The sequence below is a fragment of the Paenibacillus sp. FSL W7-1088 genome (genome assembly GCF_037969855.1).
Classification (GTDB): Bacteria; Bacillota; Bacilli; order Paenibacillales; family Paenibacillaceae; genus Paenibacillus.
Map to the genome: position 1 here is coordinate 3,788,688 of NZ_CP150216.1, position 16,414 is coordinate 3,805,101.

Annotated in this window: 17 protein-coding genes; 4 read left to right on the top strand and 13 right to left on the bottom strand. The window is 42.4% G+C overall.

Going from position 1 to position 16,414, the window contains the following annotated elements:
* Positions 1–115: 115 nt before the first annotated feature.
* The 5 genes from MKY42_RS17020 to MKY42_RS17040 all read right to left on the bottom strand — a co-directional run bounded on the left by MKY42_RS17020 (position 116) and on the right by MKY42_RS17040 (position 4,119).
* Positions 116–1,012: a carbohydrate ABC transporter permease gene (locus tag MKY42_RS17020; protein WP_090898601.1), complete on the bottom strand. Its 897-nt coding sequence runs from the start codon at positions 1,010–1,012 to the stop codon at positions 116–118.
* A 12-nt stretch (positions 1,013–1,024) separates the two neighbouring features.
* Positions 1,025–1,981, bottom strand: coding sequence for an ABC transporter permease subunit (locus MKY42_RS17025; protein ID WP_192264214.1), 957 nt, complete (start codon positions 1,979–1,981; stop codon positions 1,025–1,027).
* A gap of 197 nt (positions 1,982–2,178) precedes the next feature.
* Positions 2,179–3,147: a LacI family DNA-binding transcriptional regulator gene (locus tag MKY42_RS17030; protein ID WP_090898607.1), complete on the bottom strand. Its 969-nt coding sequence runs from the start codon at positions 3,145–3,147 to the stop codon at positions 2,179–2,181.
* 439 nt (positions 3,148–3,586) lie between these two features.
* A complete protein-coding gene (locus MKY42_RS17035; RefSeq protein WP_179264643.1) occupies positions 3,587–3,928 on the bottom strand; it encodes a hypothetical protein in 342 nt (113 codons plus the stop codon).
* 35 nt (positions 3,929–3,963) lie between these two features.
* Complete coding sequence (locus MKY42_RS17040) at positions 3,964–4,119, bottom strand: hypothetical protein (RefSeq protein ID WP_339843487.1); 156 nt, start codon at positions 4,117–4,119, stop codon at positions 3,964–3,966.
* Positions 4,120–4,240: 121 nt separating this feature from the next.
* On the opposite strand from MKY42_RS17040, the gene MKY42_RS17045 reads away from it, so the two are divergent.
* The gene (locus MKY42_RS17045; RefSeq protein ID WP_143067025.1) at positions 4,241–4,405 is read left to right on the top strand and encodes a transposase; all 165 of its coding nucleotides are present in this window, start codon (positions 4,241–4,243) and stop codon (positions 4,403–4,405) included.
* Positions 4,406–4,617: 212 nt separating this feature from the next.
* Here the strand turns inward: MKY42_RS17045 and MKY42_RS17050 are convergent, their stop codons facing one another.
* Positions 4,618–5,286, bottom strand: coding sequence for an SDR family NAD(P)-dependent oxidoreductase (locus MKY42_RS17050; RefSeq protein WP_256222212.1), 669 nt, complete (start codon positions 5,284–5,286; stop codon positions 4,618–4,620).
* A gap of 503 nt (positions 5,287–5,789) precedes the next feature.
* On the opposite strand from MKY42_RS17050, the gene MKY42_RS17055 reads away from it, so the two are divergent.
* A complete protein-coding gene (locus MKY42_RS17055) occupies positions 5,790–6,548 on the top strand; it encodes an SDR family oxidoreductase (protein ID WP_179264641.1) in 759 nt (252 codons plus the stop codon).
* Between the two features lie 139 nt (positions 6,549–6,687).
* Complete coding sequence (locus tag MKY42_RS17060) at positions 6,688–7,305, top strand: TetR/AcrR family transcriptional regulator (RefSeq protein ID WP_090898619.1); 618 nt, start codon at positions 6,688–6,690, stop codon at positions 7,303–7,305.
* A gap of 347 nt (positions 7,306–7,652) precedes the next feature.
* Here MKY42_RS17060 and MKY42_RS17065 read toward each other — a convergent pair whose 3' ends face one another.
* From MKY42_RS17065 to MKY42_RS17085, 5 genes are all read right to left on the bottom strand, one after another.
* Positions 7,653–8,732 carry an alkene reductase gene (locus tag MKY42_RS17065; protein WP_179264639.1) on the bottom strand — a complete coding sequence of 360 codons (1,080 nt, stop codon included), beginning with the start codon at positions 8,730–8,732 and terminating at the stop codon, positions 7,653–7,655.
* A 45-nt stretch (positions 8,733–8,777) separates the two neighbouring features.
* The gene (locus MKY42_RS17070) at positions 8,778–9,476 is read right to left on the bottom strand and encodes an SDR family oxidoreductase (protein ID WP_179264637.1); all 699 of its coding nucleotides are present in this window, start codon (positions 9,474–9,476) and stop codon (positions 8,778–8,780) included.
* Positions 9,477–9,699: 223 nt separating this feature from the next.
* Complete coding sequence (locus tag MKY42_RS17075) at positions 9,700–10,278, bottom strand: TetR/AcrR family transcriptional regulator (protein WP_090898626.1); 579 nt, start codon at positions 10,276–10,278, stop codon at positions 9,700–9,702.
* A gap of 81 nt (positions 10,279–10,359) precedes the next feature.
* Entirely contained in the window at positions 10,360–11,139 is a 780-nt protein-coding gene (locus MKY42_RS17080; RefSeq protein WP_339843493.1) for an SDR family NAD(P)-dependent oxidoreductase, read from the bottom strand.
* Positions 11,140–11,157: 18 nt separating this feature from the next.
* Positions 11,158–12,159 (bottom strand): NADP-dependent oxidoreductase, encoded by a 1,002-nt coding sequence (locus tag MKY42_RS17085; RefSeq protein WP_179264633.1) that lies wholly within the window; start codon positions 12,157–12,159, stop codon positions 11,158–11,160.
* A 202-nt stretch (positions 12,160–12,361) separates the two neighbouring features.
* Between MKY42_RS17085 and MKY42_RS17090 the strand changes: the two genes are divergently transcribed.
* Positions 12,362–12,961: a TetR/AcrR family transcriptional regulator gene (locus MKY42_RS17090; protein ID WP_218152273.1), complete on the top strand. Its 600-nt coding sequence runs from the start codon at positions 12,362–12,364 to the stop codon at positions 12,959–12,961.
* Between the two features lie 808 nt (positions 12,962–13,769).
* On the opposite strand, the gene MKY42_RS17095 is transcribed toward MKY42_RS17090, so the two are convergent.
* Together MKY42_RS17095 and MKY42_RS17100 are read right to left on the bottom strand one after the other, a co-directional pair.
* Positions 13,770–15,130, bottom strand: a protein-coding gene (locus MKY42_RS17095; RefSeq protein ID WP_339843497.1) for an IS3 family transposase whose coding sequence is annotated in 2 segments (ribosomal slippage) — positions 13,770–14,674 and positions 14,674–15,130 — 1,362 coding nt in all. Because the reading frame shifts where the segments join, the coding sequence is not laid out codon by codon here.
* A 295-nt stretch (positions 15,131–15,425) separates the two neighbouring features.
* A complete protein-coding gene (locus MKY42_RS17100; protein WP_090898636.1) occupies positions 15,426–16,094 on the bottom strand; it encodes a hypothetical protein in 669 nt (222 codons plus the stop codon).
* Positions 16,095–16,414: the final 320 nt, after the last annotated feature.

Here is a 16,414-nt window from a genome sequence, read left to right on the forward strand (position 1 = left end):
CCTCCCTCAAGATCATTCCACAAGTTGAATATCTTACCTTGTCTTACCTATAGTGGTCTGGATGCAGATATATCGATTCTGCTGCACATCCCCCCTTTCAAGTACCATGACAACATCATCCCTTGATCGAGCCGATCATTACGCCTTTGACAAAGTACTTTTGCAGGAAAGGATACAAAATCAGCAGCGGCAGACTGGATACCATGATGACTCCATATTTAATCAGTTCCGTTACGCGCATCTTCGCTGCGTAGGATTCGACATCCACCATCATGCCGGAGTTTACTTGGTTCTGGACGAGAATATTGCGAAGCACCAGTTGAAGCGGATATTTGCTTTCGTCGTTCAAATAGATCAAAGCGTCAAAGAAACCATTCCAGAAGCCGACGACGTGATACAGCACCATGACAGCTAAAATGGACTTGGATAAAGGCAACACAATACTCCAGAAAAATCTAGTGTTGGAACATCCGTCGATCGACGCTGCTTCCCTCATTTCATCCGGGATGGAGGACTGAAAGAAGGTCCTTACGATAATGACGTTCATTATGCCACCGGCACCCGGGATCACAAGCGCCCAGATCGTATTCAGCATGTGAAGATCCTTGATTAACAAATATGTCGGAATCAACCCGCCGCTAAAAAACATGGTGATCAGTAAAAACCACATGATGACCGACCTTCCAACCAGATCCTTCCGTGCTAACGGATAAGCTGCAAATACGGTAACCGCTACTCCGATCAAGGTTCCTACGCCAGCGTATAATATGGAGTTCGCATACCCGATCCATATGGAGGAGTCATTGAATATTCGTTCATAGCCGTCGAGCGTGAATCCCTTTGGTAATAACCATACTTCCCCTGAATAAATTAGATTGGGATCACTAAATGAAGCAATCAGCACAAAATACAGCGGAAATAATACAAGCAGCATAACGACGGTCAAGAAGAAATAGTTGATAGCGTCAAACCATGCGTCTCCTCTGCTTTTTCTCTTCAAAAATTGGTTCAAAGTCAATCCCCCCTACCACAAACTGGTTTCGGTTAATTTTTTGGCAATTCGGTTAACGGTGACAATCAGGATGATATTGATGACGGAGTTGAACAGTCCGACCGCTGTAGAAAAGCTGTACTGCGCCTTCTGAATCCCCAATTCATATACATAGGTCGGAATAATATTGGAGGTTGCATAATTCAGGTCACTTTGCATTAGAAATGCTTTCTCAAAACCGATGCTCATGACGTTCCCGAGTGCGAGAATGAGCAGGATGACAATTGTCGGCAAGATCGACGGAATGTCCACATACCATACACGCTTCCATTTGCTGGCTCCATCCATAATCGCGGCTTCATGCAATTCGGGATTAACCCCGGCAAGCGCAGCCAGGTAAATAATGGTGGCGAAACCGGTCTCTTGCCATACCCCGGACAAAATGTATAAAGGACGAAACCAGCCTTCGTCAGCCATGAATAGAATCGGTTCTCCACCGAACCAGGAAATGATGAGGTTCACGATTCCGCTGTTTGGCGATAAGAAAACATGGAGCATACCGACGAGTACAACGGTAGAAATAAAGTGTGGCGCATAAATGACGGTCTGGATAAATTTCTTGTATCCCTTACCCAGCATCTGATTCAGCATAATTGCGATAATAATAGGAGCCGGGAAGCTGAACACAAGCGATAGAAAACTGAGTGTTAGCGTATTTTTCATGATCGTCCAGAAGTTATAAGAATTGAAAAAATCAATAAAATGCCGGAACCCCACCCATTCACTGCCCCAAATGCCCTGGCTTGGTGAAAAATCCTTAAATGCAATTTGTACTCCGTACATCGGGTAGTACTTGAACAGGAGATAAACCAGAATGATCGGCAGCAGGAACAGGTACAGTTCATAGTTGCGTTTAATTCGACTCCAAGTTTTGCGATTTTCTTTGATCAGGGTTTGTTCTCCTCCGGAATCTCGTGAAATCACCGTCATACTCCCTTTCATCATAAAATTACTATTTGTTATTGAAACGTTTCCAATTTATATGAAGCGCTTCCACATTAATTGAAACGTTTCCAATTTAACATGAGAAAAACGTCACCCGGCTAATCCACCCGGTGAAGCGGCCGTGGCTGCTGATGTTTTTCTAAACTACTTAAAAGGGTGAAGCTTTTTGTTCTCAGGAACCATCAAGTCGTTTCACCTTGTCTAAATATGACTGGAAGACGATAAACTTCCCGGTCCAATGTTTCCCCATCGATCTTTTGGTAGAGCAGCCTGATCGCCGTACGTGCCATCTCCTCTACAGGTTGTCTGATCGTTGACAATATTGGATGGAAATAAGGATGATCCTGAATGCCATCATATCCGATGACCTTTACATCCTCCGGAACGCTAATGCCCAGCCTGCCGGCTCTTTCTATATATTTGGCGGCGAACATATCCGTAATGGCAAAAATACCATCCACATCCCCATGCTCTTTTAGAAACTCATCATAATAGGCATCATCGTCCAAAACCGGGTCTGGCTTCTCGTATACAACGTAGTCAACCCCCATGGTTCTGGCTTCCTGAATGAAACCTTCTCTCCGATTCATGGTTTCACTGAAAACAGAAGTGACACTCCCCATAAAAGCCGGTTTTTTGGCTCCTGCTTTGACAAGTTCCCTTAACGCCAGGCGCCCTCCTTCATAATTGTCCGACGTAACACATGTAATTTTCTTGTTGAAGTGTCTATCGATACTGACAATCGGAATGTCATTGCTGACATAATTTTCGATATCGTTGTACGTAATGCCGACAATACCCGCCACTTTGTTTTGCTGCAGCATATCAAGATAATATAATTCCTTTTCAGGTTTGCCACCGCTATTGCACAGCATGAGCTTGAAACCTTCCCGATCCAGCTCATCTTCAATGTAATAAGCCAGTTCGGAAAAAAAAGGATGCCAGATACTCGGGAGCAGCAGGGCTACCATCTTGGACTTCCGCATTTTGAAGTTTCGGGCAATCTCATTAGGGATATAATTTAACTCTTGTATGGCCTTCTCGACTTTTCTGCGTGTTGCGGGTTTAACGGCGCCCGAATTGTTAATAACACGGGACACGGTTCCCACAGCTACACCAGCTAAGCTGGCTACATCTTTAATACTTGACATCTAACCCCCCCGCCTATCTCTCTGATGAAATCCATCATAACACCAAGTTGGAAACGTTTCAATATATTTCTTTGAAGCGCTCTCTTCTATTACTTTTCCTACTGAACGGGGGAATATGACCAGGTATAATTATTTTCAATGGCCGAGTTAAGCTCTGACACATACCAAGCTTCTGGATCGATATCTTTAAACGTTCCAGCATACTGTGATGACGATGTGTACCTCAAGGCACGATTTAGAATGATTGCAAATTCAGCTCTGGTTACTTCCTTCTTGATCCCAAAAGTCCCGTCGGCGTAACCTTTAACAATTCCTTTTGAAGCTAGAGAAAGAATTGCTTCCTTTGCATAACTACCATCTATATCAGAATAGGTTTTAGGCTCTGTTTCTTCTTCAGGAATAACTTCAACTTCATTGTCACCTTTGGGTCCTGGAATTGTTACTGTTCCATTAACTTCTGTTCCTCCATTGGCGTTGGTTCCACTTGTCGTACTCCCCCAGATGATGGGTTTGTAACCGCCCCACCAGTTCCTGGTGTTGCTGGAGTAGTCGGCGCGGTGCCACCTTCATTACCAGTACCTGGGTTGGTTGGTGTTGTACCGCCGCCAGTACCCGGATCGACAATCGTCCAAGGGCTGTCTAACGTTTGGAAGCAGCGCTGATGACGGCATCCGTACTGAACATGAACAAGATGGCGATTCACCTGGATTCGCCCGATTAGCAGAATGTAGAAAAGAAACCCAAGGTCATAAATGACCTGAATTCCTCGGTACGTTGACAAGGTACTTTTTCTCCTCCTTCGGGAATGGAAAGATTTCAGAGCAGCTTGTCCACCCCGACTTCATTATGATCATGGATCGAGCCTATGGAAAAATCGAGCGACTGGATCGCTTCAAAACCAGCAACCAGTCTTATGTGGTCAGGCTCCGAGATAACGTTTATTTGCACCAGCCTCGCTCCCTGCGTAGACATCCATCGAAGGATTCTGGTGTGATCCGGGACATTTCATGCCAGCTAGGTACGCCCCAAAATCGTAGTCAGGAACGTCACCGGGTGATGGTTTTTTAAGGATTACGAGGGTCGAGAAATTCGAGTGGCTACCGATTTAATGGAGGTTAGCGGTGAGCAAATTGCTCAAATGTATAAAGCTCGCTGGGAAGTCGAACTCTTTTTCCGTTGGATTAAGCAAAATCTGAATGTGCCCACCTTATTTGGAACAACGAAAATGCCGTTTATGGTCAGTTATATGGCGCTTTAATCGCTTATGTTATCCTCAAAAGTCTCTATGAGTCGGCAAAAATGAACGTACCCAAACATGTAGAGCTTTCATTTATTCGTTTTTTTCGTTTGTTTCTTACGGAACAATTGCCCGTTGATTTCGATTTACATAAATTAGATATTCAACACGCGTGTTATGGTTACTAAAAAACGTCTAATATAGTCAGGATTTATATAAGTCCTAGCATTTATTTATTTGTTGATAAATTGCATGATTCCCTTAGGAAAAGTATCCTCTACCTCTGTTCTTTTATCATACAGATTGTACCAAGCCTCAGCCACTTGATCGGGATCAAAACTTGTACCCTGTTTGATTAAAGGACTAATGGATAAATGACCCACAAATACTCCAAGAGGAAGCAAACGCTCGTGTAAACTAAGAATATAGTTTCGGAGTCCTGACATGGCAATACCTGAATTTCCAAACATAGAGCTTGGACTCATTGCGGAAAGATCGCTTGTGAAAAGAAGAGCTCCTTCACCCCGTTCAATCATTTCTGGAAAGACTTGTCTAGCTGTATTAATAGCTCCGATGACAACATTGTTAAAAAATTGAAGTGCGCTCTCATCAGTCGTTTCCAGAACAGATGTTGTAGTAACATTTCCACTATGCGGGCTAAACTCCAAGACATCGATGGTACCGAACGTATTCTTAATTTCTTGAAAAGCTCTCATAAGTTGCATTTTGTTAGTGATATCGGCAGCAAAACCCTGAGCTTCAATTCCCATCTCACCAAGCTGCTCTGCATATTTGTCCAATTTCTCCTGTGTTCTTGAAACTAAGGCGATACGGAAACCGTTTTTTCCAAAAGTCTTGGCCAGCGAGAATCCCAGACCTGGTCCTGCACCGATAATTACCATTGTTTTCAATGTATACTCACCTTCCATAGAGACATTAATAGTCATGATATAGCCCAACATTATCAAAAAGAGTTGCATAAGAGTTCAAAATCTTATCAACCTTCTTCTATTCTCTGAAACAAATTATTCAGCGATTGGTTTTCGTGACTTCAATCGCAAACGGGGGCCGACTTCCTATAGATACAAATACTCTTCTGTACGAGTATTTGTATCTAATTTAGACACTGGCAGACCTCCCGGATTCTCCTACTTGATAACGATCTTCAGACGTTGAACCTATGTAGCTGATGTCCCATCAGGACTACTCCTCCCTCATTTGTTAGTGTCCATCTCTCACTTTCTCTAAACGAATAAAAAAACTTCTTTATCTCTGTATTCACAGTCTGCTGTTCTCAAAGTGATCTTAGCACATAAGAAAAAATAAATAAAGTTGAGTTACTTGACTTAACATTATTATTCGCTTATATTTGTCCTTGTAAGTATCTTGCGATGGAGGTTTTAACATGACTAGACTTAATGGTAAACGAGCACTTATTACGGGTGGCACCAGCGGAATTGGCTTGGAGACAGCCAAACAATTTCTGGCTGAAGGCGCTGAATTGATTGTCACCGGAGTAACCCCGGCAAATGTAGAAAAAACACAAAAGGAACTCGGAAATCAAGTCCTTGTGCTTCAGGCAGATTCCCGAGACCTCAACGCTCAACTTCAACTGGCTGAACGCGTTGAACAACATTTTGGCAAACTGGATATTGCCTTTTTAAACGCAGGCGTATCTGACTGGCGTCCATTCGAGCAAATCGATGAAGAAGCCTTTGACCGCTTGTTTGCCATCAACGTAAAAGCTCCATTTTTCTTAATGCAGGCATTGACTCCAGTGATGGCGAACCCATCCTCTGTCGTTTTAATGGGATCGAGCAGTTCTCATGCCGGATATGCACATTCCAACGCTTATGCGGCTACTAAAGGTGCCATTTCCACCCTGACCAAAGCCTGGAATTCCGACTTATTATCGTCTCACGGAATTCGCTTCAATACGGTGAGTCCTGGACCGATTGATACCCCGCTTTACGATAAGAACAAGCTCGGCGTGTCTGACGAAATTCGTGAGATGGTTATTAACCGCATTCGTGACGGGATTCCGGCTGGACGCATGGGTACTGCCGAAGAGATTGCCAAAGCTGTTGTTTATCTGGCTTCGGATGAGTCCCGCTTCACCATTGGCGTTGACTTGGTTCTGGATGGCGCTCAAACGATTCTCTAATATGTTAGCCCTATTGCTGCTTAAGCCCTCCGAGGGTGCTTAGGCAGCTTTTTCTTTTAGAACACGATCAACTGTTGTATAGTAGAGAAAAGGGTGCTATCCCTCTGATAAGACTTAAATCCAACTTTGGAGTGGAATTATGGGAACAAAATCAACTTACCATGAACGTATAAAGGAAGAAAAAAGGGCGTGCGCGATTGCCGCCGCACAAGAACTGTTTTTTGAAAAAGGGTATGCGCGTACTACTTTAGCTCAGATTGCAAAACTTGCTGGTCTCTCTACAGGTACACTTTTCAATCATTTCCCGACGAAGGAATTGATTTTTGAAACCATCGTCAAGCATTTTTGGGAGCTTGATCCCGAATGGGACTTTCTACCGGTGCTCGGCTCTCCCCTGCAAGGATTAATAAAGTTCGGACGAGACTACGCATGCGTGCTGACTCGTGATGGAATGGCTCCTTTATTCCGGGTCGTCATTGCAGAAGCCAAGCAGTTCCCCGAGCTCAGTCTTTTTCATTATGAACTGGGCGAAGGCGCCGTGCATCAGAAATTGACGCAATATTTAGTAGATGAAGTTCAATTGGGTAATATAAATCTGCCGGATGCGTCAAAAACGGCCAATGAATTTATGAGTCTAATTGCTGGGCAAGTGCTATGGCCCAAAATGTTGCTGCTTGATTTCAGTATTTCACGAGAGCAGGCTTTTCAAATAGCGGATGAGGCTGCTCATACGATTATAAACAAGTATGCTGACTAAAAAGACGAATACGAGAGATCTCCCAATATGAGACTTCCTCGTATTCGTTTTATTTACGTTCTAGTCGTAAGCGCGCACTTTGTTTGGAGAAATGAAGAACAATCAGGGTTTATCTCCTAACGAATATCTACGAGTAGCTTAATGAAGAAAAAAATAAATCCCCTCAGCTTATGATCCCCTTGGGGAATGCTCCTCTGCCTCCGCTCTGTTCTCGTTCAGAGCATACCAATACCTGAATTTCCAAATATGGGACTTGGGCTCATTGCTCCATCCCCCTGTGTGAAGTCTGTACGCCATAGATTTCTGTAAAATACTGCATTCTTTGCTTTTTTTGATGTAACTACTCCTTAGCTCTTGTGTGCTTCTAATTCTTTCAAGGTAGGATAGTCCGTGTAACCTTTGCTTCCCCCCGCGAAGAAGGTTGTAGGATCTGCCTCATTTAGTGGAGCCCCTGTTTTAAGGCGCTCTACTAAATCCGGATTAGCTAATGACCATGCACCAACTGGTATGATATCAGCTATGCCGTTGTCAAGATCGACACTCAGATCCTCCAGAGCACGTCCTGCCCGGTTGACTAATAGTGGATTGGTCCAAATGGAGCGGACGCTCTGGAGCAGCTTTTCATTTCCAAGATGCATCACATGAAGGTAAGCCAAATCCAGCTTCGCTAATTGTTGGACCAGGTAGAGATACAGTTCAGGTCCTTGTTTCCCATCCTGAATTCCTCCAAGAGGTGTTCCCGGTGAAATACGGAAGCCTGTTCTTTCTGCGCCAATTTCTTCTACAACGGCTTTCGTCACTTCAATCGCGAAACGGGCCCGGTTTTCGATCGATCCTCCATACTCATCCGTCCGTGTATTCGAATTTTCACCAATAAATTGATTAATGAGATATCCATTTGCTCCGTGAATTTCAACGCCGTCTGCACCGGCTTCAATAGCTGCTGCTGCTGCCTTACGGAAATCGGCAATAGTCGTCTGAATATCCTCTTTGCTTAACTCGCGCGGAACTGGGATGTCCTGCATTCCTTTAGCAGTAAACATCTGTACACCGGGAGCAATCGCTGACGGCGCAACGGGCTGACGATGATGGGGGGTATTGTCGGGATGTGACATCCGGCCAGCATGCATTAACTGGATGAACATAAATCCGCCTGCTGCATGAACGGCATCCGTGACTTTTTTCCACCCTTCAATATGATGTTCCGTATAGATCCCTGGTGACCACAGGTATCCTTGACCATCATCGGATGGTTGTGCACCTTCCGTAATTAGAAGCCCCATCGATGCTCTTTGTGCATAATAAAGGGAGGTTAATTCACCCGGCGTACCGTCTTCTTCTGCTCTGCTGCGTGTCATCGGTGCCATAGCTAAACGATGCGGCAATTTCAGGTTACCGACTTTGGTTTCACTCCACAATTTGTTCATTCTGTACACTCCTCTTCAATGTTTAGTTCAAAACAGTACTTGTAATTAAGAAAGATGCGGGTATAGAGTAGCAACTCCACCGGAAAGTCCAGCTTGAATCATTCGACTGTTATCATCGGCAAGAATCTCAAAGCTGTCGCTTTCGATGCCATCAATAGCCATTCTCGCAACATCCGAAGGGTTCGATTTGGGAGCATCTACACCGGCTGTCATGTCTGTCTCCATAAATCCTACATGTAAGCCTGCAACTCTAATCTGACGAGGGTACAAATTCAAACGCAGATCGTTCGTCAATGCCCAAGCTGCAGCCTTCGCAGCAGTATAAGCACCCGCAGTTCCGCCACTGAACCAAGATAATGCGGAAAGAATATTCAGCACCGTACCTCCACCGTTGTTTTCGATAACCGGGGCAAAAGCGCGAACCATGGATAACGTACCGAAGAAATGCGTATCCAATTCCAGCTGGATTTTTTCCACATCCCCTTCCAGCAGAGAAGCGCCTGTAGATGATCCTGCATTGTTGATTAAAAGGGTAACGTCCTTAGCAAGACTGGCAGCTGCTGCTACCTCTTGAGGATTGGTTACATCAAGCTTTACAGGTGTAACCCCTGGAATATCGATCGTCTCGGGATTTCTTGCCCCTGCGTAAACCTTAGCCCCTCTAGATAGAAGTTCAAGCGTAAGCTGGCGGCCAAGCCCCCTGTTTGCTCCAGTAACAAATGCGACTTGTTCAGAAATGTTCATTGTATTAGCTCCTTTTTTTGTTTTTTGATGGTAATCATTCATTATAAAATCGGGCGTCCAAAGGCTGAATCATTCAAGAATGATCATTCTAATAATAGGAGAATAAAGCACCGTTTATGAAAGTTTATTTTGATGAAGGATAGATAAACGATTTAAGAACGATCATACTAGAAAAGGCATAGGGAATGATACAATCATACTATCTTAGTCGGATCTTTAATCATTATTTAATTAGCAGTTGAATCGATGCATCGGCTATATGCTGCAATTTTTCCGTGGGTATGGAGGTTCTTGTCATTACTCTTATCCCTACATAAACAGCATGCAGATGTTCCGCTTGGTCTTCAGCACTAAAATCAACGCTAAACTCTCCATTCTGCTGTCCCCACCAAATAATATCTTTAAACAACTGTTCTGATAAAGCAAACAAATCTCTGGTCTTTGTATCTACTTCGGTATCCCGCATTGCCAATTCCACAGCTGAATTTACCATCAAACAACCGGAAGGTGAGTCATCTTCACTCCAGATTACGGAACTGAAAATAAGCTGTAATGCCTCCGCAGCAGTCTTTGAGCGTTTAACCTCTCCTGCAAGCCCAGCACTTAATTTATCGTGAAATCGGTCCATCGCTTTCAGAAACAGCGTGTGCTTGTCGCTAAAAGTGTCATATAAACTTCTTCGGTGAATCCCCATATGCTCCACTAAGTCCGTTATCGATGTCTTCTCGTAACCCTGTTCCCAGAAAAGCTTCATCGCCTTATCTAATACTACATTCTCTTCGAATTCCTTACTCCTTGCCATTCGGTTCCCTCCCTGTTATTCAATATAACATATTGAGAACGATCGGTAAATAATTTTAAAGATGTCATCACTTATTAATGCTTACTGCTTTGATTTAAGGAGCATTCGCCCCCAAGTATGTGTGATGAAATCTGGAGCGAACTTCATGGAAAAGCGCATAACTTTCGTAAACCCTGCATTCACTCGAAGTTTATTTTTTTCCATCCCTTTAATACCCACATGTACAAGATTCTCTAATGGCAAAGAAATGATCTTATTCAAGAAGCCTTCGTCAAAAGTGTCTGTGAGATTGGTTTCGGAAATAACCGGTGGACAAAGTTCCACTACATGGATGTTTTTACCCTTAGCCCGAATTTGCTCACGTAACGCATCACTAAACATGTGAATGCCAGCTTTTGTAGCAGAATACGTAGGTGCGTTGGCAATAGTGATATTGGCAAGTAGAGAACTCATGTTAACAATCATTGCCTCCTGTTGTTTAGCTAACAGGGGTAACAATGCCTTGGTCGTGTAGATTGTCCCCTTCAAATTTGTGGCAATTTCTGCAGTAAGGTGCTCGTAAGTGACTGTTTCATCAAACAAGTCGAATTCGTGTATAATACCTGCATTATTCATAATAATATCCAGTTTGGGATAGTGAATGGTTAGTTCTTTCGCAAGATACTCTACACTATTGGGATCACTAACATCAGCCACTATGCCGATAAGGCCCGGATTGTTTTTTACAACCTGGTCGATTCGTTGTTGCGAGCGCCCAGTTATGATTACCGTATTCCCCATATCGAGCAAACGCTTCGCAAAAGCAAAGCCGATTCCAGACGTACCGCCGGTCACCAGAATGGTTCTGCCTTTCAATTTCATGATCATCACCCCCTTTCTTTAAAATCGGATAATAACTTTCCCTTTAGGATGACCTGTTGCAACAAGATTTAGAGCTTCATTGATATCTTCAATGTGGAACTCTGTGGGGTCCACCGCGGGAACAATCCGGTTCTCTTCAATAATCTTAGTAATTTTCCGTAATTGCTCTCCATCGCTGCGTACAAAGACAAAATGATATTCGATCTTCTTTTTCTTTGCTTTGTGATCATACTTGGCCCCGGCAATATGGAATAGCTTTTGTTTCCAGCCCGGCAAGCCCATTGTTTTGGCGAAACGTTTATTAGGGCCTGTCCTTAGAGACAGAAGATGACCGCCTGGTTTAATAATGGAGAGTTCATGATCAAATTCACTGGGTCCCAAGGTATCGATCACATAATCAAGATCGCGAAGTCGTTCCCAATAGTTCTCAGTCGTGTAATTAATGTATTGATCAGCTCCAGCGGCCATTGTACGTTCGCGTGCTGTTGGACTTCCGCTAACGATGACCTTAAGCCCCATGCTTTTGGCGATAGGAATAGCCATTTGGCCAAATGAACCAGAGCCGCCCGGAATGAACAAGCTTTCGCCAGCTTTTGGTGTTAGCTCTTCATGCAAACTTTGATAGGCAGTCAATCCTGTTAGAGGTGCAGCCGCACCGGTTACAAAATCCAGATTACCCGGTAGGGATGCGATGGCATCCGCATGAATCGCCGCGTATTCGGCAAACGCCCCGATTTTTTGCAGCGGCAGGCGTGAATAAACAGCATCACCAACTTGGAAACCCGTGACGTTCTTGCCAATCTTCTCAACAATACCTGTGAGCTCATTACCGAGTGTCAGTGGGAACTCATAGTCCTGGATTAACTTCACGCTTCCAGTCGCGATAAGCAGTTCCAAGTGGTTAACCGCCGCAGCTTTCACCTTAACCAAAACTTCGTAATCCGTTATTTCCGGGACTGGGATATCGCGCACTTCAACTTTAAACTGTTTTGAATATTTAGTAATTTGTGCTGCTTTCATAAAAATATCCTCCTATACGCAATTTACCAAGTAACATTTGTTGGGTTTTGTAACTTGCGAAGCAAGCATAATATTATTGGTTACAAAAGTCAACATTTGTTACTATATATTTTATATGCTAAAATAAATTGAAGGTATGATCACCGGTTGGTAAAGACTAATGAACGAAAGAAGGGTAGGCAGCACGGTGTGAGACTGGGGTATGGCAGTAACTGCTCGCTTCAAAAAGCCTCATATTCACCTGCCAATACAAATGGCTAAAATCACGCAGCAGCTTATTATTGAAACCGCCGAGGCATTAATTGAGCGCACGGAGAAATCCGAAGTGACGCTCTCACAAATAGCGGATGAATTGAATATCACTCATGCAGCACTCTATAAGCATTTTAAAAATAAACAAGAACTCTGGGCAGCTGTAGCTAAAGACTGGTTCAATCTCATGATTTCAGAACAAATCAGTATAAACATGGCTAACTCGGCCTCACCTCAGGAAGTGCTCCACGATTGGCTTTGGGCATTTGTGAATGCCAAAAAACGCGCTTATAACGAGAATCCCAAAATGTTCGCTTTGAATACACAATATGTGGACAGTAATCCAATGGTATTACGTGATGTGCTCTGGGATTCATATCAAATTATTGATAGGTTTATGGATTATAACGATCCTCACTTTGAACGGGCAGAGGCAATCCTATCTGCTTTTGCAGTGTTTAGTCTTCCCTCTTTTAAAGAATCCTGGAATTCACCAGACTACCAAGAGCGGTTTGAACGCATCTGGAGTTTAATCAAACAGGGGGTTTGATATGATATCTATATAAAACAAGGAGCAGTGCGCCGCACTCATCGAATTATCCTCAAGGAACGGAAGATGATGAAGTAATTCTTGAATATCACCAATCATTCAACAGCTTTTTCCAGAAAATCTTCGATTACGATCTCGCAATGGCCATTTCGGACACGATACACCCAATTGCGATTATCAAGCGTGATAGCAAGTTGGTCCAAGAAGTGAGCAATCCCTAGCTTTCGGACAACGGTGCTAACAGCTCAGTCATTTGCGAGCACCCTTCTTAATTTCTAACTTAGCCATCCTTCCATAAGGAATCAACTGACTGAAAGAAGACCCTCAAATCACCATACTAACCAGCTACGTATAATAATAAATCCATGTCTCCAAAAGTTGTTGAGCTAACCTGACCGTTAGCTTAATAAAAAAGCTGGAAATCCCGATTAGATAAACATCTAATCGGTAATCGGAACATGTTCTTGTCCATTTCGGCAATCGGTACAAGTTCTTGTCCTTGACTCGGGACAAGAACTTGTACCGATAAAACAAAAAAGCCGCTAAAATAGCGACTTTAACGGGACCATGTTCCTATCCCTCGACATCAAATCCGGATGAAAACATGTTTGGGTTTGTCATCATACCCCAAATGCTCATGTAAGGAAGAGATCGAATCAATTCTGATCATTTCGTTCATCATATCATCCTTTAGTTATTACCATTAGAATTTAATTCCCGTCATTTCCTCTGAACGTTTCCATAATTCTTTAGTTGAACAAAAGCAGCCGATCATATGAAGTGACCCCTTAAAGTTAGACAAATATTTTTATGCAATTTGTTGGGCATGAGCCCGGTATTGTACCGGACTCATGCCTTTTAATTTTGACTTGATGCGTTTGTGATTGTAGTAATCCATGTATCGTGCTAGCTCTTGTTTGAAGTGATCTACACTTTCAAATTCATGAAGATAAAAAAACTCTGACTTCATAATGCCAAAGAAGTTCTCCATTACTGCGTTATCATAACAATTCCCTTTGCGTGACATGCTCTGGGTAATCGCTTGTCCCTTTAAAGCCTGTCGATACTGTTTCATCTGGTAGTGCCAGCCTTGATCCGAGTGCAGGAGGAGTTTATCCTCGTTGGACAAGCGTTTAAAGGCTTTATTTAGCATCTCGGAGACTAAGGAATACGTAGGGCGAGACCCTACTGTGTACGTAATAATCTCACCGTTATACAAGTCCAGAACAGGTGATAAATACATCTTTTCTCCAAACAACTTGAACTCTGTAATATCCGTAACCCATTTCTCATTTGGTTTTTTTGCTAGAAAATTACGATCCAGTACGTTGGGTGCAATTTTACCTACAGTTCCTTTATAGGAACGATATTTCTTCATACGCACCACTGATTTCAAGCCTAATTCTTTCATGATACGCAGTACTTTTTTATGGTTAACTCGATGTCCACGATTAACTAGTTCATCACAGATACGACGATATCCATAACGCCCGTGATGTTCCTCATAAATGGATTGAATAAGGAGTTTCAGGTCTGCGTCTAGATCGGGCTTGTCAAACTGCTTCACCCAGTAATAGAAGGTACTACGTGGGACTTCAGCGAACGCTAATAATGCAACCACCGGGAATTCAAGCCTTAATTCATAGACGACTTGCGCTTTGTCTTGTTTGGTGATTTTTCCTTGTTTTGAACTAAGGCATTCAACTTTTTTAAGTAGGCGTTTTCCATACGCAAACGTTCTAATTCAGCTTGTAGAGCTTCAGTCGATCCCTCAGCAGGTTCTTGCTTTTGAAGTCCTTTTTTATTCTTATCCGTCATACAATGACGCCCCTTTATCTTTGGTTTTAGGGCGTCGATCCCATTTTCATTGAACTGACTGCGCCACCTTCGAATAACCCCTGGAGAAGAGATATTGAAAATGACCGCAGCTTCATTTGGAGACGTCCCATTTTCGTTCATATAGTTGAGTACGTCTAGTTTATAGGTTAGAGAGTAAGCTGTATAGGTTTTTTCAAAAGCTTCTAAACCGTGATATTCGTATTGCTTGATCCACATACGCAGGATTTCATGATTAATTCCTAAGGATTTCGCAATGCTTTTAATCCCTTCATTTCCTGATAAATATTGATGAATAGCTTCTATTTTCAAGTCTAAATTAAATTTTGACAAAAAAACTGCACCTCCAATTGTTAGATGGTGTCTAACAATTGGGGTGCAGTTCAATATGGATCAGCTGCTTTCTTGGTAACATTGAGTTATCGTTTCCCGGTAGCTCAACAGCGTCATAAAGCAGAGCGTAATATGCTTTCAATCCCCCTTATAAGACAATCCACTGCTCCACCGATCGCTTTGTTAAATCATGCCTCATTACGCTAATAGCTTTAATCAAACAAACCTACTGTAAAGGCTATTCCCCTTAACAGTAGGTTATTATAGTTGTAATCTTTTAACATTGAAGGTTATTTCAATATTTTATCACATTAAAATAACTTCGTTTGAAAACAAGATCAAAATCGTATGAGAAGTCAGCATAATATTTGAGAGCAATTTCACGCTGAGCATAAAAACGTTCTAAATCTTCCTTTTTCTCATCTTCAGTGTACGTGATAAGTGAGTTAACAGCTTCTTTGTAAGCATTTATACTTTCATTTGCACTGGCAAAAGCAAACGAAGAAGAATAATCCATGATAGGAGTGAAATTTTCAGTATTAAAGCCCTTAGATTCTATTTCAACATAACGGATTAACTCCATTAATTTTGTGGTATCAATTTCATTTTGCAATAACAGATTCCCAAGGATATTCGTTATTTCCTGATCTATTTTCTGAAAATGATTGATGAAGGTATAATGAAAAGCATTTAGTTCCTCTAGGTTTTTAGCATAGTAGAGATTTCTATTGACCATGGTGAGCGTTGAATTCTTAAAGGATACTGAAAAGCCGGCGTCTCTAAATATATTAACCGGGACATACAATCGGTTGTTGATTATTGTGGGCTCCACATCAGTTTTTGTTTTTATTTCTGTATTGTTGATTTTAATACTAATTTTCTCCGATACACTATTCGCTGCAAATGTTGCGACTGGGACACTTAAGAGCAATAAAACAATTGCACCAATATACATTTTCTTCATTTTTTCACCTCTCATTTAATGATTAGGGTCATTCACTCAATCATTGCCCCGTAGAATTAAAAATGTCTTATACCCCCTTATTATTGTAAATATATTCAAATTTATCTTATCATACCTTCACGCTAACCTGCCCATTAGTTTTATGAAACAGATAAAGATTCTTATCAACCATTGGTACCACTTCCTTTACAGTTTCAACGATAACCTAGTCCTTACCTTCGATCAGAGAAAAACTAATTGACGTTGCATCAATAAGAAATAAAACAATAATCCTCCTATAACCCCCAAAAAAGCATATAAATCCATAAACATATACGCTA